This is a genomic window from Streptomyces monticola (assembly GCF_042665355.1).
In the GTDB taxonomy this organism is placed as follows: Bacteria; Actinomycetota; Actinomycetes; order Streptomycetales; family Streptomycetaceae; genus Streptomyces; species Streptomyces monticola.
In genome coordinates this window covers 143871-165197 of record NZ_JBHTCF010000010.1, presented here as the reverse complement: position 1 = coordinate 165197, position 21327 = coordinate 143871, and the positions used below count along the sequence as shown (strand labels likewise).

General features: G+C 70.5%; 21 protein-coding genes and 1 pseudogene. 14 read left to right on the top strand and 8 right to left on the bottom strand.

The genetic code is table 11. The features are described from left to right. Positions 1–195 precede the first annotated feature (195 nt). Both ACFQVC_RS23335 and ACFQVC_RS23330 read left to right on the top strand, forming a co-directional pair. On the top strand, positions 196–1302 hold the full coding sequence (locus ACFQVC_RS23335) for a hypothetical protein (protein ID WP_381833565.1): 1107 nt from the start codon (positions 196–198) through the stop codon (positions 1300–1302). A gap of 2 nt (positions 1303–1304) precedes the next feature. Continuing rightward, positions 1305–2414, top strand: coding sequence for a beta propeller repeat protein (locus tag ACFQVC_RS23330; RefSeq protein WP_381833562.1), 1110 nt, complete (start codon positions 1305–1307; stop codon positions 2412–2414). 18 nt (positions 2415–2432) lie between these two features. Here ACFQVC_RS23330 and ACFQVC_RS23325 read toward each other — a convergent pair whose 3' ends face one another. Then, positions 2433–2735 carry a helix-turn-helix domain-containing protein gene (locus ACFQVC_RS23325; protein WP_381833559.1) on the bottom strand — a complete coding sequence of 101 codons (303 nt, stop codon included), beginning with the start codon at positions 2733–2735 and terminating at the stop codon, positions 2433–2435. A 66-nt stretch (positions 2736–2801) separates the two neighbouring features. Here ACFQVC_RS23325 and map point away from each other — a divergent pair, with 66 nt between their 5' ends. Further along, a complete protein-coding gene (gene map / locus ACFQVC_RS23320; protein ID WP_381833557.1) occupies positions 2802–3572 on the top strand; it encodes a type I methionyl aminopeptidase in 771 nt (256 codons plus the stop codon). Positions 3573–3658: 86 nt separating this feature from the next. Here the strand turns inward: map and ACFQVC_RS23315 are convergent, their stop codons facing one another. Beyond that, entirely contained in the window at positions 3659–4048 is a 390-nt protein-coding gene (locus ACFQVC_RS23315; RefSeq protein WP_381833554.1) for a PaaX family transcriptional regulator C-terminal domain-containing protein, read from the bottom strand. Between ACFQVC_RS23315 and ACFQVC_RS23310 the strand changes: the two genes are divergently transcribed. The 8 genes and pseudogenes from ACFQVC_RS23310 to ACFQVC_RS23275 all read left to right on the top strand — a co-directional run bounded on the left by ACFQVC_RS23310 (position 4049) and on the right by ACFQVC_RS23275 (position 12987). Next, complete coding sequence (locus ACFQVC_RS23310; protein ID WP_381833939.1) at positions 4049–4939, top strand: alpha/beta hydrolase family protein; 891 nt, start codon at positions 4049–4051, stop codon at positions 4937–4939. It abuts the gene before it with no gap. Continuing rightward, the gene (locus ACFQVC_RS23305) at positions 4936–5364 is read left to right on the top strand and encodes a VOC family protein (protein ID WP_381833551.1); all 429 of its coding nucleotides are present in this window, start codon (positions 4936–4938) and stop codon (positions 5362–5364) included. The genes ACFQVC_RS23310 and ACFQVC_RS23305 overlap by 4 nt, the downstream gene beginning before the upstream one ends. Positions 5365–5507: 143 nt before the next feature. Beyond that, positions 5508–5915: a VOC family protein gene (locus tag ACFQVC_RS23300; protein WP_381833548.1), complete on the top strand. Its 408-nt coding sequence runs from the start codon at positions 5508–5510 to the stop codon at positions 5913–5915. Between the two features lie 258 nt (positions 5916–6173). Continuing rightward, positions 6174–7715: a pyridoxal phosphate-dependent decarboxylase family protein gene (locus ACFQVC_RS23295; RefSeq protein ID WP_381833936.1), complete on the top strand. Its 1542-nt coding sequence runs from the start codon at positions 6174–6176 to the stop codon at positions 7713–7715. Between the two features lie 36 nt (positions 7716–7751). Further along, positions 7752–9044 (top strand): annotated as a pseudogene (locus ACFQVC_RS23290) (lysine N(6)-hydroxylase/L-ornithine N(5)-oxygenase family protein); the annotation flags it as partial. 42 nt (positions 9045–9086) lie between these two features. After that, a complete protein-coding gene (locus ACFQVC_RS23285) occupies positions 9087–9659 on the top strand; it encodes a GNAT family N-acetyltransferase (protein ID WP_381833933.1) in 573 nt (190 codons plus the stop codon). Beyond that, on the top strand, positions 9656–11458 hold the full coding sequence (locus ACFQVC_RS23280) for an IucA/IucC family protein (RefSeq protein ID WP_381833545.1): 1803 nt from the start codon (positions 9656–9658) through the stop codon (positions 11456–11458). The genes ACFQVC_RS23285 and ACFQVC_RS23280 overlap by 4 nt, the downstream gene beginning before the upstream one ends. Further along, a complete protein-coding gene (locus tag ACFQVC_RS23275; protein WP_381833542.1) occupies positions 11458–12987 on the top strand; it encodes an MFS transporter in 1530 nt (509 codons plus the stop codon). The genes ACFQVC_RS23280 and ACFQVC_RS23275 overlap by 1 nt, the downstream gene beginning before the upstream one ends. Positions 12988–13007: 20 nt before the next feature. Here ACFQVC_RS23275 and ACFQVC_RS23270 read toward each other — a convergent pair whose 3' ends face one another. From ACFQVC_RS23270 to ACFQVC_RS23255, 4 genes are all read right to left on the bottom strand, one after another. Further along, complete coding sequence (locus tag ACFQVC_RS23270; protein WP_381833539.1) at positions 13008–14387, bottom strand: hypothetical protein; 1380 nt, start codon at positions 14385–14387, stop codon at positions 13008–13010. Positions 14388–14507: 120 nt separating this feature from the next. Continuing rightward, positions 14508–15383: an MBL fold metallo-hydrolase gene (locus ACFQVC_RS23265; protein ID WP_381833536.1), complete on the bottom strand. Its 876-nt coding sequence runs from the start codon at positions 15381–15383 to the stop codon at positions 14508–14510. A 24-nt stretch (positions 15384–15407) separates the two neighbouring features. After that, positions 15408–15929 carry an SRPBCC family protein gene (locus ACFQVC_RS23260; protein WP_381833533.1) on the bottom strand — a complete coding sequence of 174 codons (522 nt, stop codon included), beginning with the start codon at positions 15927–15929 and terminating at the stop codon, positions 15408–15410. Between the two features lie 242 nt (positions 15930–16171). Then, on the bottom strand, positions 16172–17671 hold the full coding sequence (locus tag ACFQVC_RS23255) for an FG-GAP repeat domain-containing protein (RefSeq protein WP_381833530.1): 1500 nt from the start codon (positions 17669–17671) through the stop codon (positions 16172–16174). Positions 17672–17981: 310 nt separating this feature from the next. Here ACFQVC_RS23255 and ACFQVC_RS23250 point away from each other — a divergent pair, with 310 nt between their 5' ends. Continuing rightward, positions 17982–18326, top strand: coding sequence for a hypothetical protein (locus ACFQVC_RS23250; protein ID WP_381833527.1), 345 nt, complete (start codon positions 17982–17984; stop codon positions 18324–18326). A gap of 296 nt (positions 18327–18622) precedes the next feature. Continuing rightward, positions 18623–19060, top strand: coding sequence for a hypothetical protein (locus tag ACFQVC_RS23245; RefSeq protein WP_381833524.1), 438 nt, complete (start codon positions 18623–18625; stop codon positions 19058–19060). A gap of 54 nt (positions 19061–19114) precedes the next feature. Here ACFQVC_RS23245 and ACFQVC_RS23240 read toward each other — a convergent pair whose 3' ends face one another. Then, complete coding sequence (locus tag ACFQVC_RS23240; RefSeq protein ID WP_381833521.1) at positions 19115–19975, bottom strand: helix-turn-helix domain-containing protein; 861 nt, start codon at positions 19973–19975, stop codon at positions 19115–19117. An 85-nt stretch (positions 19976–20060) separates the two neighbouring features. Here ACFQVC_RS23240 and ACFQVC_RS23235 point away from each other — a divergent pair, with 85 nt between their 5' ends. Then, complete coding sequence (locus ACFQVC_RS23235; RefSeq protein ID WP_381833518.1) at positions 20061–20954, top strand: GNAT family N-acetyltransferase; 894 nt, start codon at positions 20061–20063, stop codon at positions 20952–20954. 98 nt (positions 20955–21052) lie between these two features. Here the strand turns inward: ACFQVC_RS23235 and ACFQVC_RS23230 are convergent, their stop codons facing one another. Beyond that, entirely contained in the window at positions 21053–21250 is a 198-nt protein-coding gene (locus ACFQVC_RS23230; protein WP_381833515.1) for a hypothetical protein, read from the bottom strand. Between the last annotated feature and the right edge of the window lie 77 nt (positions 21251–21327).

The window sequence follows — 21327 nt, the reverse complement described above, 5'->3', positions numbered from 1 at the left end:
TCAACTCGGACAGGAACTGTGTCCGCCGCGGACCGGTCGCGCCGGGTCCTTCGGCCCGTACGGCGAACTGCGCGCGTGGCGCCAGGAGTTGCCCGGCACGACGGGCCTCCGGAGGGAAACGTGAGAGGCCGAATGGCCTCTGTTCACGGTGTGTGAACGCCAATAGGCTCTGCGACCTTCGCTATGGGGGGTCATGTGAACGGTCTCCGTGCGGTTCTTGTCTGCTTTGTGATCGCGTGTGCCGCGTTGGTGTCGCCGGGCGTGGCTGTGCCGCCCGCCGCGGCTGAGACACCGGCTGCGGCTGAAACACCGGCGACGGCGATGACGCCGAGCTGGTCGGCGCTGCCGGTGCCGCCCGCGGCGGCAGCGCCGGTGACCCTGAAGGATCTCGCCGCCCGCGGGCCGGGCGAGGCGTGGGCGAGCGGGTACGAGCACGCCGCCGACGGGCTGCGCCCGATGCTGTACCGGTGGGACGGCACGGCGTGGAGCCGGGACACGACCTTCCCCGGCGCCGGTGAGCTCGGCTGGCTCGGCAACGTGCAGTTCGTCGGCGAGGAAATGTGGATCTTCCACAGCGGCGGCGCGGGCGGGGAGATCCTGCGCCGGTCGGCGGCGGGCTGGAGTGTCCTGCCGCTGCCGCAGACCCTGTGGATCTACCAGGACTTCGCCGCGGTGCCGGGTGCCGCGTGGGTGGTCGGTCAGGACGACGACGGGCTGAAGGTCCTGCACTACGACGGTTCCGGTTGGACCGCACAGTCCACCCCGGACGGCGTGTACTACGTGATGGGGATCACCGCACGAACCGCCACCGACGCCTGGGCCTGGGCGGACACCGCCACCGGTACCGCCGTCCTGCGCTGGGACGGCACGGCGTGGCGGGACGCGCAGGTGCCGCTGCCGCCGAACGGCAACGTGCACACGATCCTGCTCGAACCGTCGGGCCGGGCCACGATCGGCGGCAGCCAGTACACCGACAGCGGCCCCCACACGTACCTGATGACCTTCAACGGGCAGAGGTGGCGCACCACTTACCCGCCCCTTGGCGACACGTACACCGAAGGCATGGAGCGCGGCCCGGACGGCGCGCTGTGGCTGCCGGTGCGCAGCGACCGTGCGTTCCAGTCGAAGTACGCACGGGTGAGCGGCTCCCACACCACCTACTCCTACGGCCCGGAGCGCCCCAACGCGATCGACGTCAAACCGCGTGCACTGGCGAGGGCCGGATTCTCACTGCTGTCCTTCGGGACCGTCGAGATCTACGGCTCGAAACCGAACCTGATGAGCGAGCGGCTGGGAGGCTGACCATGAGACGCCGACTTCTCGTCGTGGTGCTGGCTTTCGCGATGTCCGTCGTGACCTTCATGACCTCGGCAGCGGCGGAAACCCAGGCGTGGCAACACGTCCCGGTCCCGGCCGAGTTGCGCCCGCAGACCGGCCTCAACGAGGCCGTGGCGCTCGGGCCCGACCGGGCATGGGCGGTGGGCGCCGACGCCGTCGGCCGGGAGGCGCCGGGCTTCCCGCTGCTGCTGCGCTGGGACGGAACCGCGTGGCAGCGCCAGAATCTGCCCGGGACCGGCTGGCAGGGCGAACTGCTGTCCATCGCCGCGACCTCACCGACCGCGGTGTGGGCGGTCGGCCGCGACACGGAGCGCGTCGCCCACCTGCTCCGCTACGACGGCATCGCCTGGCGCGAAACCCGGCCGCCGCGCGGTGTGGCGCTGACCAGAGTCGTCGCCGGCGGCGGTGAGACCTGGCTGATCGGTTCGAGGGACGGCGCGCTGGTGCTGCTGCGCCGGGACGGGCGCGACTGGCAGGAGATGCCGGTGCCGCCGGGAGCCGTGTACGGCCTGCATGTGAAAGCGGCCGACGACGTGTGGGCCGCGGGCGAGACCGTCTCGGGTGCGGCCGTGGCGCACTGGAACGGGAAGGAGTGGCAGCAGACGATCGTGGACGGGTTCCCGCGCTCGGCCGTGGGCAGCGTCCTCGCGGTCTCGCCGACGGAGGTGTGGGCGGGCGGCACGGCCGGGTTCGTCGGCGGCCCGGTGGGCCGGCCGATCCCGCCCCTCCTGGTCCGCTTCGACGGGCAGACGTGGAGCCGCGTGGCCATGCCCACCGACTTCGGCGGGGTCACCTCACTGGCGCCCACTTCGTCCGGCGCGCTGGGCTGGGTATCGGTGACGCGCTCGCTGAAGTGGGGCCCGCCGGGCAGCTATCCGCCGTGGGTACCCGGACCGGATTTCCTCGCCTGGGACGGGCAGACGTTCACCGGGCACAGCGAACCGGCGGTGGCCGGGGAGGGCGACTCCTCGACGCTGCGCCTCGCGGCGGTGCCGGGCGCGGAGACGGTGTGGTCGGTCGGCCGCGCCGCCGGTCCCGAGAACACGTTCGCCCCGCGGATCCTGCGGTTCGGCTGAGAGGACGCACGGGGCTGTTCAGCGGGTCAGCTGCTCGCGCGGGTGGTGACCGGAGTCGGCCGCCGCAACGCCTCGTTCGGGCCGGCTGATCTCGGCCCACACCGCGTCGAGGGAGAGACCGAGGACATCGGCGATCGCCGCGATGGTCGGGAAGGCGGGGGTGGCCACACGGCCCGACTCGATCTTCCGGAGGGTCTCCGGCGAGACCCGTGCGTCGAGCGCGGTCTCGAGCATCGAGCGCTCTCCTCTGGCCCGGCGCAGGAGAGCGCCGAGACGCTGTCCGCGTTCGACCTCTGCGGGAGTGAGCGGCAACCTGACCATGACGCCGATTCTAATACCGGTATAGTTTGGCCGGTATAGTTATTGGTTGCATGCAAAGGACGCCGCGTGATCGAGATCCTGAACCCCACCCTGCTGGCCCGGGCAAAAGACACGGGCGCCCTGGTCACCGACATCCTGCAGACGCTGAAGAGCCGGAGCACGATCGGCACGAACCTGCTGGACATCGACCGGTGGGCCAAGGCCATGATCGACGAGGCGGGAGCGCAGTCCTGCTACGTCGACTACGCACCCTCCTTCGGACGCGGCCCGTTCGGCCACTACATCTGCACCGGCGTCAACGACGCGGTGCTCCATGGGCTTCCGTACGACTACACCCTCGCTGACGGCGATCTGCTCACACTCGACCTCGCCGTCTCCCGTGGCGGAGTCGCCGCGGATGCCGCCATCAGCTTCCTCGTGGGCGACGCCAAGCCCTCCGAGAGCGTCGCGATGATCGGTGCGACCGAGCGCGCGCTGGCCGCAGGGATTGCCGCGGCCGGCCCCGGCGCCCGTATCGGCGATATCTCCCACGCCATCGGCACGGTCCTGAGCGAGGCGGGCTACCCGATCAACACCGAGTTCGGGGGCCATGGCATCGGCTCTACGATGCACCAGGACCCGCACGTTCCGAACACCGGCCGGCCCGGCCGCGGCTACAAACTGCGCCCGGGACTGCTCCTCGCACTGGAGCCGTGGGTGATGGCGGACACCGCCGAACTCGTCACCGACGCCGACGGCTGGACGCTGCGCAGCGCGACGGGCTGCCGGACGGCACACAGTGAGCACACGATCGCCATCACCGACGACGGGGCCGAGATCCTCACCTCGCCGAAGTAGGCGCCGCTGCGGGACCGGAGCCCCGGAGAACCGGCCAACGCCCGGATCAGGACACCTGATTGTCCGAGCGGCCGCCTCGCCAACGCCTATGACACCTGCGGGTGCGTCGTGGCCGGCCGCGCAGTTCCCCGCGCCCCTTCGGGGCGTGTGGCCCGGTCCGCTGCTTCGCGGGTGATGTCGGCGTAGAGGCGGAAGAGGACCGGGCGGGCTTCGCCGTGGTCGTGCTCGTGCAGGGCCGCCCAGGACCGGGCGATGAGTTCCCGGGCCAGGGTGCCGGCCCAGGGCTCGGGGAGGAGTTGGGGCGGCAGCAGCGGGTCGGGCTCCATGGCGCGGGAGAGTTCGGCGGCCAGCTCGACCGCGATGGTCAGGAGCGCGGACGGGGAGAGCCGGGCAGGGCCGGTGAGCCGGTCGAGTCGCGGCCGGGTGATGCGGCTGAGGCGGTGATAGCGGTCCTCGATCTCCTGCAGGGGCCACAACTGGCGGGCGAGTTCGGCGGGTTCCCGGGTGCCGCCCCTGCGCAGGTCCTTCGTGGTGCGAAGGACGACGACGGCTACAGGTCCCTGTGGGAAGCGAACGCGAAAGCCGGTTACGCCTCCCTGTCCTGGGACAAGCCGGGCGTCGCCGGTGCGCCGGGCAACTGGCTCGACCAGTCCATGGACGACCGGGCCGACGAGGCATCCGCCGCCATCGCGTGGGCGCGGGCCCGCCCGGACATCGACAGGGACCGGATCGGGCTCTGGGGCGCCAGCCAGGCGGGCTGGGTCCTGCCGAAGGTCGCCGCCAGGACGCCGGTGAGCTTCGTCATCGCCGTGTCGCCCGCGATCAACTGGCGCCGGCAGGGCCGCTACCACCTCCTCGCCGGGCTGCGCGCCGACGGCGCGTCGGCGGCCCGCACCAGGGCCGCGATCGCGAGGAGCGACACCACCCGCCGACTGCTGGAACGCCGGGCCACCTTCGAGGAGTACGTCGAGGCCGTGCGCGGCGACACGGACGGCATGACCGCCGACCGCTGGGGTTTCGTCTCCAGGAACCACACCGCGGACGCCACTCGGGATCTGCGCTCCCTGCGCGGCATACCCGTGCTGCTGACCCCCGCGGGCCAAGACCTCAACGTGGACACCGCAGACACGGAACGCGGCTACCGCCAAGTGCTGGGCAGCAGCGGCGCGTTGACGGTCAAGCGTTACCCGGACGCGGCCCATTCCCTGGTCAAGCAGTCCGTCGAACGCTCGGACCTCAAGATCACACTCACCGCGCTCTTCGCTCCCCGCTCGCTCTTCGCGCCCGGATTCCTGGACGACCAGCGACGGTTCCTGAGCGACCCGGGGTTCCACCGGGCAGGGCGCGCCCATATGGTGACCCGATGACGTCGATCAAGAAGTTCCAGGTCACCTTCGACTGCGCCGAGCCCGAGCGTCTCGCTCGTTTCTGGTGCGAGGTGCTCGGGTACGTCGTGCCGACGCCGCCTGAGGGGTTCGCCTCTTGGGACGAGTTCAAGCGCTCGCAGCCGCCCGAGCAGCGGGACGCGTGGTTTGCCTGCGTCGACCCCTCAGGCGTGGGCCCGCGACTGTATTTCCAGCGCGTGCCCGAAGGAAAGGCCGCCAAGAACCGGCTGCATCTTGATGTGCGGGTCGGCACCGGACTCGTGGGTGAGGAGCGCCTCGCCGCACTGGAGGCCGAGTGCGCACGGCTGGTCCCGCTCGGGGCGGTACATGTGCGGACGCTGTACGACGGCAATGACGCGTGCATCCCGATGCAGGACATCGAGGGCAACGAGTTCTGTATCGACTGAGGGTCGCGAACGTCGTCGGGCAGCCGACGCCGCCCTCCACGAAGCCGTCGCTCAACTCGCCCTGATACACCGGGTGTTGTGACCGGAAAGGCGGTCACGGGCAAGGTGCCGTCGTGCGGCGGCCGCATTACAGTTGGCCGACCATGCCGGATCTTCTCGGAATCAATCATCTGACGCTGTCCACGACCGACCTCGACCGGCTCGTGACGTACTACACGGAGTTGCTCGGCGCCGCGCTCGCGTTCGAGCGCGGCGCCACCCCTTCCGATCCCCGGATCGCGGTCGTCGATGTCGGCGGCGACGACCACCTGATGATCGTCGAAACCGCTGCCGCCCCCAGCGCCGGCCTCGACCCCCTCGACCGGGCGGGATGGGGGCTTCGGGTGGGAACGTACGGGCAGTTGTGTGAGGTCCGCGAGCGCATCGCGCGTGCCGGGTGGCCGGTCGGTCCGATCGAGACGCTGCCCACGCAGTGGACGATGACGGCTCATGACCCCGACGGGCGGCCTGTCGACATCCGGGCCCATCGCCCGCGTCCGCATACTCCGTAAGACGCGGCTTCGGGACGTCACCTTTTCCTCGGCCGAAGGGCCGTGAAATGTGGTGCCCGTTACGCGGAGGGGACTGTTCCGCTTGTCGGCGAGGCCGTTGCGTTGACGCGTGTTAGTTAGGTTAGGCTACCTTTACTTCATGGTCATCGACCGGCCGTGTCCGCACCCGGTCGTGTCCGCACCCTTGTCCCCAACTGAAAGGACGGACAGGTGAGTTACCACCCCCACCCCGACGGCGCCGCGTCACCCGACGAGGCCATACCCGGGGCGGCGGCGTACAGAGCGGCGTCGCCCCGCTCGCACCTCCTCAACGGCGACACCGCGGAGCAGTACCGGCGCTCCGTGACCGACGGAGCGGGGCGGGTGGCGGACAGAATCGCCCGCACCGAGCGGCCGTTCACCGGCATCACCCCGGACCGGCTCGCCCCCGAGGTCGGCGCCATCGACCTGGACCGCCCGCTGAACGACCCGGCCGCCGCCCTCGACGAGCTGGAGAGCGTCTACCTCCGTGACGCCGTCTACTTCCACCACCCGCGCTATCTCGCGCACCTCAACTGCCCGGTGGTGATCCCGGCCGTTCTCGGCGAAGCCGTGCTCTCCGCCGTCAACTCCTCCCTCGACACCTGGGACCAGAGCGCCGGCGGCACCCTCATCGAACGCCGCCTCATCGACTGGACCGCCGAGCGCATCGGCCTCGGCACGGCCGCCGACGGCATCTTCACCAGCGGCGGCAGCCAGTCCAACCTCCAGGCCATGCTCATCGCCCGCGAAGAGGCCTGCCGGATCGTCCAGAAGAACGCCGAGCGGCCGCTGCCCAGGTCCGAGATCCTGCCCCGCCTTCGCATCCTCACCTCCGAGGCCGGACACTTCAGCATCACCAAGGCCGCCACGCTCCTCGGACTCGGCCCGGAGGCCGTGGTGTCCGTGCCGTGCGAGCGGGACAAGCGGATGCGCACCGACGCGCTGGCACACGAGCTGGAGCGCTGCGCGCGCCAGGACCTGGAGGTCATGGCCGTCGTCGCCACCGCGGGCACCACCGACTTCGGCAGCATCGACCCGCTGCCGGAGCTGGCCGAGCTGTGCACGCGCCACGGCACGTGGCTGCATGTCGACGCGGCGTACGGCGGCGGGCTGCTCGCCTCCCGGCGGCGCCGGCAGCTCCTCGACGGCATCGAGCACGCGGACTCCGTCACCGTGGACTACCACAAGTCCTTCTTCCAGCCGGTCAGTTCGAGCGCGATCCTGGTCCGCGACAGCACGGCCCTGCGCCACGTCACGTACCACGCCGACTACCTCAACCCGGCGCGGATGGCCGAGGAGCGCATCCCCAACCAGGTCGACAAGTCCATCCAGACCACCCGTCGCTTCGACGCGCTCAAGCTGTGGCTGACCCTGCGCATCATGGGCGCGGACGCCGTCGGCGACCTCTTCGACGAGGTGATCGACCGGGCCGCGGACGCCTGGCGGCTGCTCGACGAGGACCCGCGCTTCGAGGTCGTCACCAAGTCGCAGCTCAGCACCCTCGTCTTCCGCTATGTGCCGCCGGGCCCCGCGGGTGTGAGCCACGCCCTGACCGACCGGGTCAATCTGCACGCCCGCGAGGCGCTGTTCGCCTCCGGCGACGCCGTCGTGGCCGGGACCGTCGTCGACGGCGCCCACTACCTGAAGTTCACGCTGCTCAACCCCGAGACCGCCCTCCAGGACATCGCCGACGTCCTCGACCTCATCGCCGAGCACGCCGGGCGCTACCTCGCGGAGCATGCCGGGCCCGAACGCGAGCCGGCCGCCCGCGCGAGCTGAGCGGTAACTCTCTTCCCCCGCACAGGAGAACCACCCTTGTCTTCCCCCCACCCCCACGATGAGGACTACGACTTCATCGCCATCGGCCTCGGCCCCTTCAACCTCGGCCTCGCCTGCCTCACCGAGCCCATCGACGAACTCCACGGACTCTTCCTGGAGAGCAAGCCGGACTTCGACTGGCACTCGGGCATGTTCCTGGAGGGCGCCCACCTCCAGACGCCGTTCATGGCGGACCTCGTCACCCTGGCCGACCCCACCTCGCCCTACTCCTTCCTCAACTACCTGAAGGAATCCGGGCGTCTGTACCCCTTCTACATCCGCGAGAACTTCTATCCGCTGCGCGAGGAGTACAACGACTACTGCCGCTGGGCCGCCGCACAACTCGGCAGCGTCCGCTTCGGCCACCGCGTCACGACGGTCGAGTACGACACGGAGGCGGGCCTCTATGCCGTCAGTGCCGAACACCGTCCGAGTGGCCGGACAAGGACCTTCCGCGCGCGCCGGCTCGTCCTCGGGACCGGCACGCCGCCGTACATCCCCGAAGCCTGCCGCGGACTCGGCGGCGACTACCTGCACAACTCCCGCTACCTGGACAGCAAGTCCTCGCTGCAGACGAAGGACAGCATCACCGTCGTCGGCAGCGGCCAGAGCGCGGCCGAGATCTACTACGACCTGCTGCAGGACATCGACACCTACGGATACGAGCTGAACTGGGTAACCCGCTCGCCCCGCTTCTTCCCGCTGGAGTACACCAAGCTCACCCTGGAGATGACCTCGCCGGAGTACGTGGACTACTTCCACGCGCTTCCCGCAGCCACCCGCAACCGCCTGGTCACCGAGCAGAAGCCGCTCTACAAGGGCATCAACTCCGAGCTCGTCGACGAGATCTTCGACCTGCTGTACCTCAAGAACCGGCGCGGCCCGTGCCCGACGCGCCTCATGACCAACACGGCCCTGACCTCCGCCGCGTACGACGACGCCCATGGCACGTACACGCTGGGCCTCAGGCAGCAGGAGCAGGGCCGGGACTTCGACCTCGACACCCAGGGTCTTGTCCTCGCCACCGGATACCACTACGAGGCACCGGAGTTCCTGGCACCGATCCGCGACCGGCTGCTGTGGGACGACCAAGGGCGCTTCGACGTACGCCGCAACTACAGCGTCGACACGACCGGCAGCGGAGTCTTCCTGCAGAACGCGGGCGTGCACGCGCACAGCATCACCTCGCCCGACCTGGGCATGGGTGCATACCGCAACTCGTACATCATCGCCGAACTCCTCGGCCGCGAGGTCTACCCGGTCGAGAAGTCCATCGCCTTCCAGGAGTTCGGTGCTCCGGCGGGCACGGCCGAAGCGGAGGTACCGGCCCGTATGACCGACGTGATCTTCTCCCGTACGGACGGCCCGCGGCTCGGCGAGTTCGCCGTACGCCCCGTCGACCCGGCCGCCGACGCCGAACTGCTGCACAGCTGGGTGACCCACCCCAAGAGCGCCTACTGGCTCATGCAGGACCACAGCGTCGGCGACGTGGAGCGCGAATACCGCGACATCGACGCACACCCCCACCACGAGGCGTTCATCGGGCTCCACAACGGCAGCCCCGCCTTCCTGGTCGAGCGCTACGACCCCGCCCACGTCGAGCTGGTGGGCCTGTACCCGCCGCAGGAGGGCGACGTCGGCATGCACTTCCTGTGCGCGCCCACGGACACCCCGCTGCACGGCTTCACCCAGGCCGTGATCACCACCGTCATGGAGCTGTTCTTCACCGCCCCTGACGCCCGCCGCGTCGTGGTCGAGCCCGATGTGCGCAATACAGCTGTCCACGCCCTGAACAAGTCCGTCGGCTTCGAGGTGGTCGCCACCATCGCCAAGCCCGAGAAGGACGCCCTGCTCAGCATCTGCACCCGTGAGCAGTTCCTGGCCGCACGAGGAGAGACCGCATGACCCACGCCGCCGACGCCGTAGCCCACCTCACCCCCGACCACTGGGACCGCGCCAACCGCCTCCTGGTGCGCAAGGGCCTCGCCGAGTTCGCGCACGAGTGCCTGCTCGAACCGGAAGAGATCTCCGACGGCCGCTATGCCGTCAGGAACGACGACAACAGCGTCGAATACCGCTTCACGGGCCGGCAGCTGAGCCTGGAGCACTGGCACATCGACGCCGACAGCATCACCCGCCACCACCGCGACGGCACCCAACTGCCCCTGGACGCCCTGGAGTTCTTCATCGAACTGCGCCAGGCCCTCGGCCTGAGCGACGAGATCCTTCCCGTCTACCTGGAGGAGATCAGCTCCACTCTGTCCAGCACGGCGTACAAACTGGACACACGGCAGCGCAGTGCCGCGGAGCTTGCCCGGTCCGGTTTCCAGGACATCGAGACCGGCATGACCGAGGGCCACCCGTGCTTCGTGGCCAACAACGGGCGGCTCGGATTCGACATCGCCGAGTACCGCGCGTACGCCCCCGAGACCGGTGCTCCGGTCCATCTGATCTGGCTGGCCGCGCGCCGCGACCGCTCGACCTTCACCGCGTCCGACGACCTCGACTACGACACGCTGATGCGCGCCGAGCTGGGGGAGGAGCCCCTGCGGCGCTTCGCCGGACAACTGGCCGACCTCGGCCTCGACCTGGCCGACTACCACCTCATCCCCGTACACCCGTGGCAGTGGTGGAACAAGCTCACGGTGACCTTCGCCGCCGAGGTCGCCCGCCGCCACCTCGTGTGCCTCGGCCCCGGCGACGACGCGCACCTGGCGCAGCAGTCGATCCGTACCTTCTTCAACACCACCGACCCGTCCAAGCACTATGTGAAGACGGCCCTGTCCGTGCTGAACATGGGCTTCATGCGAGGTCTGTCCGCCGCGTACATGCAGGCCACGCCCGCCATCAACGACTGGCTCGCCGACCTCATCGCCAAGGACGAGGTGCTGACCGGCGCCGGCTTCTCGATCATCCGCGAGCGGGCCGCCGTCGGCTACCGCCACGAGCACTACGAGGCCGCGGCGCCCAAGGGCTCCCCGTATCTGAAGATGCTCGCCGCACTGTGGCGCGAGAGCCCGGTGCCGCAGCTGCAGCCCGGCGAGCGGCTCGCCACCATGGCGTCCCTGCTGCACACCGACCACGACGGCGGCTCCTTCACGGCCGCGCTCATCGCCGGCTCAGGCCTCGCGCCCGAGGTGTGGCTGCGCCGCTACCTCGACGCCTATCTGACGCCGGTGCTGCACTCCTTCTACGCCTACGACCTGGTGTTCATGCCGCACGGCGAGAACGTCATCCTGGTCCTGGACGAGCAGGGCATCCCGCAGCGCGCCATCTTCAAGGACATCGCCGAGGAGATCGCCGTCATGGACCCGGACGCGGTGCTCCCGTCGGCGGTCGAGCGCATCCGCGCGGACGTGCCCGAGGACATGAAACTGCTGTCGATCTTCACGGATGTCTTCGACTGCTTCCTGCGCTTCCTCAACGGGATCCTGAGCACGGACGGCACGCTGGACGAGGACCTCTTCTGGTCGACCGTCGCCGCCTGCGTCGCCGACTACCAGCGGTCCGTCCCGCACCTGGCCGACAAGTTCGAGCGGTACGACATGTTCGCCGACCGCTTCGGGCGCTCCTGCCTGAACCGGCTCCAGCTGCGCAACAACCAGCAGATGGTCGACCTGCAGGACCCGGCGGGCGCGCTGCAGCTCATCGGCACACTGGAGAACCCGATCGCCCGCTTCGCGCCCGTACGCGGGGAGTCCTGATGGCGCAGGCCGAGGCGGACACCGACCGGGCGTCGGGACCGTCCGGCGCCGGCGGTGCCCGGCTGCCGACGCGGTGGCTCATCCTCGGCGTGATCTGTCTCGCCCAGCTGACGGTGGTGCTCGACAACACCGTCCTCAGCGTGGCGATCCCCTCCCTCACCCGCGACCTGGTCGCAAGCAGCTCCGACATCCAGTGGATGATCAACGCGTACTCGCTGGTCCAGTCGGGACTGCTGCTCGCCGCGGGCAACGCCGCCGACCGCTACGGACGCAAGCGGATGCTGCTCGCGGGCCTGGCCCTGTTCGGACTCGGCTCGGTCGCCGCGTCGTTCGCACCCGGCCCGGCCGAACTGATCGCGGCGCGGGCCGGGATGGGCGTCGGCGGCGCACTGCTCCTGACCACCACGCTGGCCGTGGCCGTGCAGATCTTCGACGCCGACGAGCGGCCCCGTGCCATCGGTATCTGGGCCGCGGTCAACGCCCTTGGTTTCGCCGGCGGGCCGCTGATCGGCGGCCTCATGCTCGACCGCTTCTGGTGGGGTGCGATCTTCCTGATCAACGTCCCCGTGGTGCTCCTCGGTCTGGTGGCGGTCACGGCCCTCGTACCGGAGTCCAGGAGCCGTCAGGGGGAGCGCCCCGACCTGCTCGGCGCGCTGCTGTCCACTGTGGGCATGACGGCGGTCGTCTACGCGATCATCTCCGGCCCGGAGGAGGGCTGGAGCTCGGGCCCGGTACTGCTGCCGGCGGGCATCGGCCTTGCCACGCTGGCCGCCTTCGCCCTGTGGGAGCTCCACATCCCGCACCCCATGCTGGACATGGCCTTCTTCCGCAACCAGCGGTTCGTGGGCGCGGTCGCGGGCGCGATTCTGATCACCTTCGGGATGGGCGGGGCCCTGTTCCTGCTCACCCAGCATCTCCAGTTCATCCTGGGATACGGGCCGTTGGAGGCGGGACTGCGGACGGCGCCCCTGGCGCTCACCGTGGTCGCCCTCAACTTCAGCGGGATCTCGGCGCGGCTGATGCGGAGCTGCGGACTGCCTCTCGCCATCGCCCTGGGAATGAGCCTCCTCGCGGGCGGCCTCGCGGTCGTCGCCGTCTTCGGGGCGGGCGGCTACGGCCCCCTGTGCGCCGGACTCGTGGTGATGGGCGCGGGGTGCGCACTGGCCAACCCGGCCATGGCGGAGACCATCATGTCGTCGATCCCGCCGCAGAAGGCCGGGGTCGGCGCGGGAGTCAACGGCACCCTGGCCGAATTCGGCACCGGCCTCGGGGTGGCCGTCCTCGGTGCCGTCCTCAACTCCCGCTTCGCCGCGCTGCTGCCCGCAGCGCTCGCGGGCGCGGGCTCCCTTCCCGCGGCCCTGTCCGCGGCCCGAACGGAGGGCGAACGCGCCACCGTCACCGACGCCTTCGCGTCCGGGGTCGAGACCGGCCAACTGGCCGGTGCGGCCGCGGTCTTCACGGGCGGCTGCGTGGCGGCACTGCTGCTGCGCAGGGCGGAGCGCGGGGACCGGCAGAGCCCTGCCGGGTGAGCCGGTGCCGCGCCGGGCGGCTACCAGCGGGGGCTGAAGACGTAGAGGGTCGCGGCGAAGATCAGGGTGAGCAGGAGCGGCCAGTAGAGGAGTTTGGCCAGGCGGTTGTCCTGCCACTCCAGGCCGGGGGTGGTTCTCTTGCTGGTCAGGCGTACGGCGTTGAGGGCGACAAGGAGGATCACGACGTACAGCGACAGGGCGAACCACTCCACGTAGGCCATGGCGGTCGCGGTCTGCTCTCTGACGGCGGTCTGATCGACGACGATCACCAGGAGCATCGAAACGGAGAAGGTGATGACGGCCCAGGTACTGAAACCGAGGTTGGGGCGCAGCTCACCGCGTTCCTTGGAGTAGACGAAGAGCGCCAGGAAAATCATCACCGCGACGATGCCCCAGCGGATCAGGCTGCTCAGCATCGGCATGGCCGCCTCGCGCGCCAGCCCCACATTGAAGTAGAGCTCCGGTGGCGCGGACGGCGCCTGGGCGTAGGGGCGGAGATTGCCGCCCAGGGTGGTCTCGTAGACGGGATCCGCGTAGCTCCAGCCGCTGAAGGTGCGCTCCCAGCCGCTCAGGACCAGTTCCGGATCGGTTCCGAGCATCCTCTTGTACTCCCACGGGGGGTAGGAGTGGAAGTCCGGCTCCAGGACGATGGAGTTGTCGGCCCGGTCCGCGTCCCACAGCCGGAGCCGGACGGACTGCCGGTCCAGGGGGAAACGCTTGTAGTCGAAGTGCTGGATGACGCGGGCCTTGAAGTACCAGCCGACGGTGGCGCTGCCGTCGGTGTGCACGTCGCGGTAGACCTCCTTGGTGCCGTACGAATCCTCGGCGTCCGGCAGCACGACGCCTTCGTACTCCTTGGGGAAGCCCTTCGGGACACGCTGCCACACATAGCCGCTGACCTGCACCGCGGTCGGGCCGTCGAACGTGAGCTGCTGGATGAAGAGCCCCGTGGGAATGCGGGTCGTCTTCTTGGCGGACTTGTCCTTGTCGAGCAGCGCCCGTGCCTGGTCCGAGCTGTTGACGATCGTGCCGGGGGAGAGGAGATGGGCATCGTCCTTGCTGATGTGCATCCAGGTGCTCACCGTCCCGGCTGCCAGCACCACGGAGACGAGAGCGGAGGTCAGGACGGTGCGACCGTGCGTAAGCCTGAAGGGCCGTACGAGTACGACGATGCCGCAGATCAGCAGCAGCGCGCCCACGGCCGCCAGCGCCGCCCAGCCCTTGAGGGGCTGATGGGCGTTGTCGAGCCGCACGTACCAGATCAGGGTCAGGACGGTCAGGACAGCCGTCGCGGCCAGGGCCCACAACGCGATGCGCTCCGCACGTGCCGTCCAGGCAGGCGGGCCTTCCGTCAGTGCGTCGGGCTGCGGGGCCGGCTCATGCTGCAGATCATCGGGCACCCGTCCAGTGGACACCGTCCGGCGGCACCCGGCACCAGCAAGTCCCCCGGATGAGGCTCGCGACGGCCCGGGGTGCCACGCGGTGGGCGGGCAGCGCCGGAACGGCTCGGGCGGCCGTGGTCACGCCGAGACGAACGGCTCCGTCAGATGGGGTGTGGCCAGGTGCAGCGTGGAGGCGCCCTCGCGGTGGAACATGCGTTCCCGTGAGTGCCTGGCCGCCACGGGGTCGGTCTCGTGGGAGTAGGGCAGCTCGGGGTGGAGCAGCTGGAGCGCGTGCACCAGAAGGTCCCCGGTGACGAGGGCGAGGTCGCGCCCGTCGGCGACCAGCACGCTCTGGTGCCCGGGCGTGTGACCGGGCGTGGCGACCACGCGCCCGGCGCGCAGCTGCGTGTCCCCGTCGAGGAGCCGCAGTCGTCCTGCCGCCTTGAGGGGGTCGGTGAGGGCCTCGCGCAGCTGCGGGTTGAGCATGTCGAGGGCGTCGAACTCGGCCCGCTGGAGCAGGTATTCGGCGTTCGGGAAATAGGGGCGGCGACCGTCGGCGGCACCGCGGGAAGCGGGAGCGCCGCCGGCCGCCGCGCCGCTGCCCGCCGAGGGGACGGCCGCCTCGGTCACGACCGCCCATCCGACGTGGTCGGTGTGCAGATGCGTGAGCACCACGGTGTCGACCTCGGCCGGGTCGATGCCCGCGGCGGCGAGCGACTCGGGGAGCGCACCGGGCACGGGCGCCCACGAGGCGGCCGGGCCGTCCGCCGGGCCGATCCCGGCGTCCACGACGGTGAGGCCGTTGTCGCCGCGGATCGCGTACGCACGGAACTGCAGCCGCCAGCGGCCCTCGGCATCGACCGCGCCCGGGTCGAAGCGGTCGGCCTCGGCCCACTGAGCGGCCGTGGCCTCGGGGAAGGCCTCGGCGCGCGGGGAGAAGAACGGGCCCTCGCCATCGGCGAGGGCGATGATCTCGGTCGAGCCGATCCGGAGGCGGGGAACGCTGAAGGGCATGGCCGCGATCCTGCCATGGCCGGCCTAGGGGTGGTGGCTCGCCTTGTGCTGTGGTGATCCCTGCTCCCTGTCGGCGAGTTCGGCCAGGTGCCGCAGTGAGTTGCTGAGGTGGTCGGGGCCGAACGGCGGGAACTGGATGTACTCCCGGATGTACCGCGGCACCGCCGACCAGTCGTAGGTGAGCGTGACCTCGGTCTCGGACGGGCCGAGCGGCGCGAGGTCGTAGCGCCAGAGCCAGCCGCCGAACTCCAGGTGGCCGTCCTCCTTCTCGCGCCCGGTCAGCCAGCCGATGGTGCGCGGTGGGTCGAGCACCTGGACCTTGTTGGCCACTTGGTAGTCACCGTCCGGATGGTTGGCGTGATACATGTCCATCCGGAAGATCTGCCCCACCTCGGTCAGCGGCGCCGGGTCGGCCGGTTCCTGAACCCAGCCGGTGCCGTCGATCGCCGCATGGGCCGTCGGGTCCGCAAGGACCGCGAACACCGTGTCGGCGGGTACGGCGACAGCAAGGGTGGCGCTGACCTTCTCCTGGTTCTCCTGGCCCATGGTGCACACGCTCCTCGTCAACTCATCGCGGGCCTCCCGCAGTTGCGGAAGGGGTGTTTCCCGTATGCAGACGACGTGGCGAGGTGGAACTCATCGGTCGCGTGGGCGTGGGATCACGGGATCATGGGGTACGGCGCGCGGGGCCGGCCGTGGAGGGCCGGCCCCGCGTGTGGGTCCGTCGTCAGTCGTGCTGTGCGGGTTGTGCCCGGCCGCTGCCGTGCTCGGTTGCCGTCAGGGAAGGGTTACTTGAAGCCCGCTTCGACGTCGCTCATCTTGTAGTCGTAGACCTCGCGTTGGCACTGCTTTTCCTGGCTGCACTTGGCGGTGCTGAACGCCTGTTGGTCGTCGTGCCCGTCGGTCACCCACACCTGACTTCCCTCGTAGCCCGGACCGGCGAAGGAGAGGAGCAGTTCTTCGCGGCCGTCACCATCGAGGTCACGGGCCGCCTCGGGGGAGGCGAGCCGTTCACCGGCGGGCAGCTCACGTCCCGCCGTCTTCGCAGGGCTCAGACGACGCAACGTCCTGGCCCCGTCCGGTCGCAAGCCCTGGCGCCCGCCGTCGAAGACCAGCACCTTGTCGGCCTGGGTCTCGCCCTCCGTGGCGGGGTAGCCGAGCGCCGCGAGTTCGTCGGCGCCGTCACCGTCGGTGTCCACGGCGAGCACCCGGCCCCCCACACCGCCCGTGCCGGCCGGGGAGGTGAGGCGCTTCTCCTTGCCGTCGACTCCGCCGCCCTCGGTGCCGTAGTGCACGGCGACCGCGTCCGGCCGGGCCGCGCTGCCGGAGCCGGGGGCCTCGTTGTTGCGGCTGCCGCTGTCGGCCACGGCGATATCCCGCCGGCCGTCACCGTTGAAGTCCCCGAAGGCGGCGGCGTTGCCCGCGGACAGCGGGTACTCGTCCTCGCGCAGGCCGCCGGGGCCGCCGGGAATGTACGTCGCCGGAACCTGCTCGCCGTCGCCGCCCCGGCCCAGGACCACCAGGCCGGTGGCGCGCTTGCCGCCGGGGGAGTCGCGCGCTGCGGAGGCGGCGGGGTCGGCCACGATCGACGCGCCGCCCTCGATGTCGGTACGCGCCTGCGGTACGGCCTTCTCGTCCGGCCGGCCGTCACGGCTGAACGGTCCGTAGAGGACCGCGACATTCGGGCCGTTGAGCGCGAGATCGGGATGTCCGTCCCCGTTGAAGTCGCCGGTGGTCGGTGACAGTTCCTCGTAGCCGGCTTCGAAGCCCTCGGGCAGGGGCACCTTGACGGGTGTCCGCCCGGACTGCGGACCCTTCGGCCCGCCCCACACGATATGTGGCGTGGCCAGGGCGTTCATCGCCTGACCTGGGGCAGCGGCCACCGGGATGTCGCTGTAACCGTCCCCGTCGAGATCGGCGGCCTGCCCGGTCTCGCCCAACTGGAGTCCGCCCGGCCCGATAACGGTGTGCGTCGACGGGTCGAGTCCCTTTTCCGAGCCGTACGCGACGCTGAGGCGTGTGCCTGCGTGGAGGTCCTCTCCCAGTACGAGATCGGGGTGCCCGTCCCCGTTGAGGTCGCTCCCGACGTCGCTCCCGTCGCCCCGGGGCACCGGCCGGGACTGCGCCGGACTGCTGACCGCCCCGGTCTTCCCCGGCGCTTCCGGCTCCCGCCCGCCCTGCGCGCCGCCGCACCCCGACAGCACCAGCAGCGCCGCGCACACTCCGCAAGCTGTGGCTGTGGCTGTGGCTCCGGCTCCGATACGCAATCCGGCCTCCTTGCTCTCCATGCTCCCTGCACCCTCACATCCGGCGCGTAACGCCCCAAGGCGCCCACCTTGAGCACCCCTGCCCTCACCAGGCAATACCTGGTGATCAATCCCATAAGCGGGCGGTGGGCAGGGGAAAGCCGCGCGCATGTGGCTTGCGGCCTCGGGGAGGGGAGGGGAGCCAGCGATCGTCCATGGCCGGTCGCGACATGGGAAACTCCTCCTGCAGTCCGACGCCGGCCGAGAGCACTCTCCGGCCGAGAGCACTCTGCAGTCCGAAGCCGGCCGAGAGCACTTCCGGCCGGTGCGGTCGCCGGGGCGAGGAGGGCGCGTGGGCGGGAACGATCCGCACATCCATGTGGAGTCGAAGGTGCTCCACGACGATGCTGCTGTCCGCAACGTGCTGGCATCCACGTTCGGTCTGGCAGGTGACCTGCCGAGCCTTGTCACGACCGGATGCGGGCTACGGGTGCCCCATGCGATGACCTCGCCGCGCCCGGACGAAGTCACCTGCCTCGCCTGCCGACAGCAGGCCCGGCGCGAGCAGCTGCGCCTCGCGGAGTGGGTCGAACGCCTGGGCCGTATGCCGGGATCGGCCATCAGCCCTTCTCAGGCGAAGCAGGCCGCGGACAGGCATCACGACCTCGCGGAAAAGTTCGCTGCGGCAGAGGGCTGAGCCCTATGGAGCCCCATGGAGCCCCATATGAGCGCCGTACGAGCCCCGTACGGCCTCCGGGGACTTGGTTCGTCCCGGTCGGCCGTGACATGTGGCGACGGGCCGCACGGGCCGGGTGAGTTGGAAGGGCGCTGACCAGGTGCGCAGTCGGTGATCGGGCCGGTGCGTCACGCCGTTCCTGCCTCGCCCGAGCCGATGCGCGGCGCGCGCCTTCCGCGAAGGGAACACCCGGCAGGTATCGCCTGTCTGGCGGAAGCCAAGTCGCCCGCCGCGCTCGCGGCAGGAAACGTGCAGGCATGGACCTCAAGCCCGTAGCGCAAGCAACAGCCGCGGCCGGACTGGGTGCCGTGCTCCTCACCACCGCGACCGGCACCGCCCAGGCGGTACCGGAGGCACCCCCATGCGGTGCGGCCATCACCGATGTCGTCGGGCACTTCCGGGCCGGCCGGCCCGTCGAGGCGGACGGCACCACGGCCGAAACCCCGGCCGGCACGGACACCTTGGCCTTCTTCGGCGACGGAACACTCAACCGCGAGATCGAACTCCCTTACAGGGGAGGCCCGGTCCAGAGATCACGCGATACGGGCACGATCACGTTCCAGAACGGCGCGGGGACACTGAACCTCGGGAACGAGACCGGTCCTCAGCCCGTCGAGTTCTCGTGCTCGGCGCCACCAGCCGTCGACAAGTTCACGGCCATGGGCAAGGAATGGCACCGCCTGACCACGCCCTGAACTCGCGGACCATGCCCTGAACTCGCGCCGGACGCGCTGGGGGGGGGGAGGGGCTCAGCGTGCGCACAACCGGTCCAATGCCGACTGGCTCGCCTCGTCCGCGGCGCGGTAGATCACCAAGCGCTGGTCAGCGTCCTGAAGTGGCATCAGCACCTCGAAATGAACCGCGATGACGTCGCCGCCAGGACGCCGCAGCACCTTGTGCCCCCGGCCGTTGACCTTGATGTCCCGCTCGGCCCACAAACGCGCGAACTGCTCGTCACGCGCGGCGAATTCGGCGATGAGACCGCTCAACTCCCGGTCCTCCGGATGCGCGGCCCACGCGGCACGCAGATGGGCGATCCCTTCCCGTACGACGCGCTCGCGGTCGACGTACAGCTCGCGCACTTCCGGATGCATCAAGCACAGCCACATCGCATTGCGCGGCGACGGCGGCAGGCTGCCGAAATCCACCAGCTGCCTCGCCATTTCGCCGTTCCAGGCCAGGATGTCGTAGCGGTGGTTCATCAGCATGGCCGGCAGCGGCGACAGGTCGGTGACAAGGCGGGCCAGCTGCGGCGCCGCGGTGGTCGCGGGCCTTGCGGTGTTGCGGGGACGCTGCCGGGCCAGACCGAAGAGGTAGGCGCGTTCGCCGGGGTCCAGGCGCAGCGCCCGGGCAAGGGCCTCCACCACGTCCGCCGATGGCCGCAGTCCGCGGCCCTGTTCAAGGGGTACGACGTAGTCGACGCTGACTCCGGCCAGTTCGGCGACCTCTTCGCGGCGTAGTCCCGGGGTCCGCCGGGCCTGCCGACGCGACGGCAGGCCGTAATCGTGCGGGTCCAGGCTTTCGCGCCGGGCCCTCAGGAACGCGGCCGGCTCCTGCGTCGCATCCACGGTACGGGGCGGCACGCTTGGTTCCACGGTGCGGGGCGTCACGGCCGGTCCAAAGGTCGAAGCCCGCCGCTGAACCAGGAACCAAACCGGGTGCGGACCGTCGGTGCCGTGTTGTCTGATCGGCGGTATGCCAATTGAGCTGAGTACCCTCGGAGGCGACGGAAGCGATGGACTCGACGGAGCAGACGCGCTGAGCGAGGCCGTGGGCGCGCTCAGGGCATGGCAGTACGAGGGGGCGCCGATGCAACTGCATCCGGGGGACCTGGGCTGGTACTGGCGGTTCGGTGCGCAGGCGACGGCCGCGGCGGTGCGGACGTGGCGGCGGGACGGACAGATTCTCGCCGTCGGGCTGCTCGACGGCGCCGAGTTGCTGCGCCTGACGGTCGCGCCGGACGCCCGGCGCGACGAAGAGCTGGCACAGCGGTTGGCCGATGACCTGACGAGGGCCGAGCGCGGTGTGCTGGGGGAGGGCGAGGCGTACGTCGAGACGCCTGCGGGCACACGGGTCCGGGAGCTGCTGTTCGAGGAGGGCTGGGGCACCGGCGAGCCATGGACGCAGCTGTGCCGCGACCTCACAGCGCCGGTGCCGGGTCCGGGCGTACGGATCGAGGTGGTCGGACCGGAGCGGGCGCGTGCGCGGACCGCCGTACATCGCGCGGCGTTCGGCCGGCCGACGTTCACGGACGAGCGCTGGCACGCGATGGCGGCCGGACTGCCGTACGCCGATGCCCGGTGTCTGCTCGCCTACGACGACCGGGACAACGCGGTGGCGGCGGTGACGGTGTGGTCGGCCGGTCCTGGCAGGCCCGGACTGCTCGAGCCGATGGGCGTGCACCCGGACCACCGAGGTCACGGCTACGGCAGGGCCGTCACCATCGCCGCGGCGGCCGCACTGCGGGAGTTGGGCTCGTCGAGCGCGGTCGTCTTCACGCCGAGCGTCAACGCCGGCGCCGTCGCCACCTACAAGTCGGCCGGCTTCCGGCAGCTCCCCGAGATCCGGGACCAGCACCGGGGCGCGTAGCGCGCCGCGAGACGTCCGGTGCGTCATCTGCGGGTGCGTCGTGGCTGGTCGCGCCCCGCCCAGCGCCCGCCCAGCGCCTCGCGCAGGGTGCCGCCTGGTCAGGAGGCCATCAGGTCGACGATGGTGATGCGCGGGCGGCCGCTGGGGGTGCGTAGTCGTGCCACCGTCTCGGTGGTCACCGAGGCCGCCTTGAACGGCGCTGCGTCCGTCTCCTCCTGCGGTGACCCGTCCGTGTACGTGAATGTGTCCGTGTTGCTGTGCGTCGGCGCCTGACGGGCCTGAAGGTCTTCGGGCATGCGGCCACCCTCCCCTGTGTACTGCCGAGTCGTACCTCGTGCGGTGGACAGAGTTCCAGCGCCGCAGCCCAACTCGG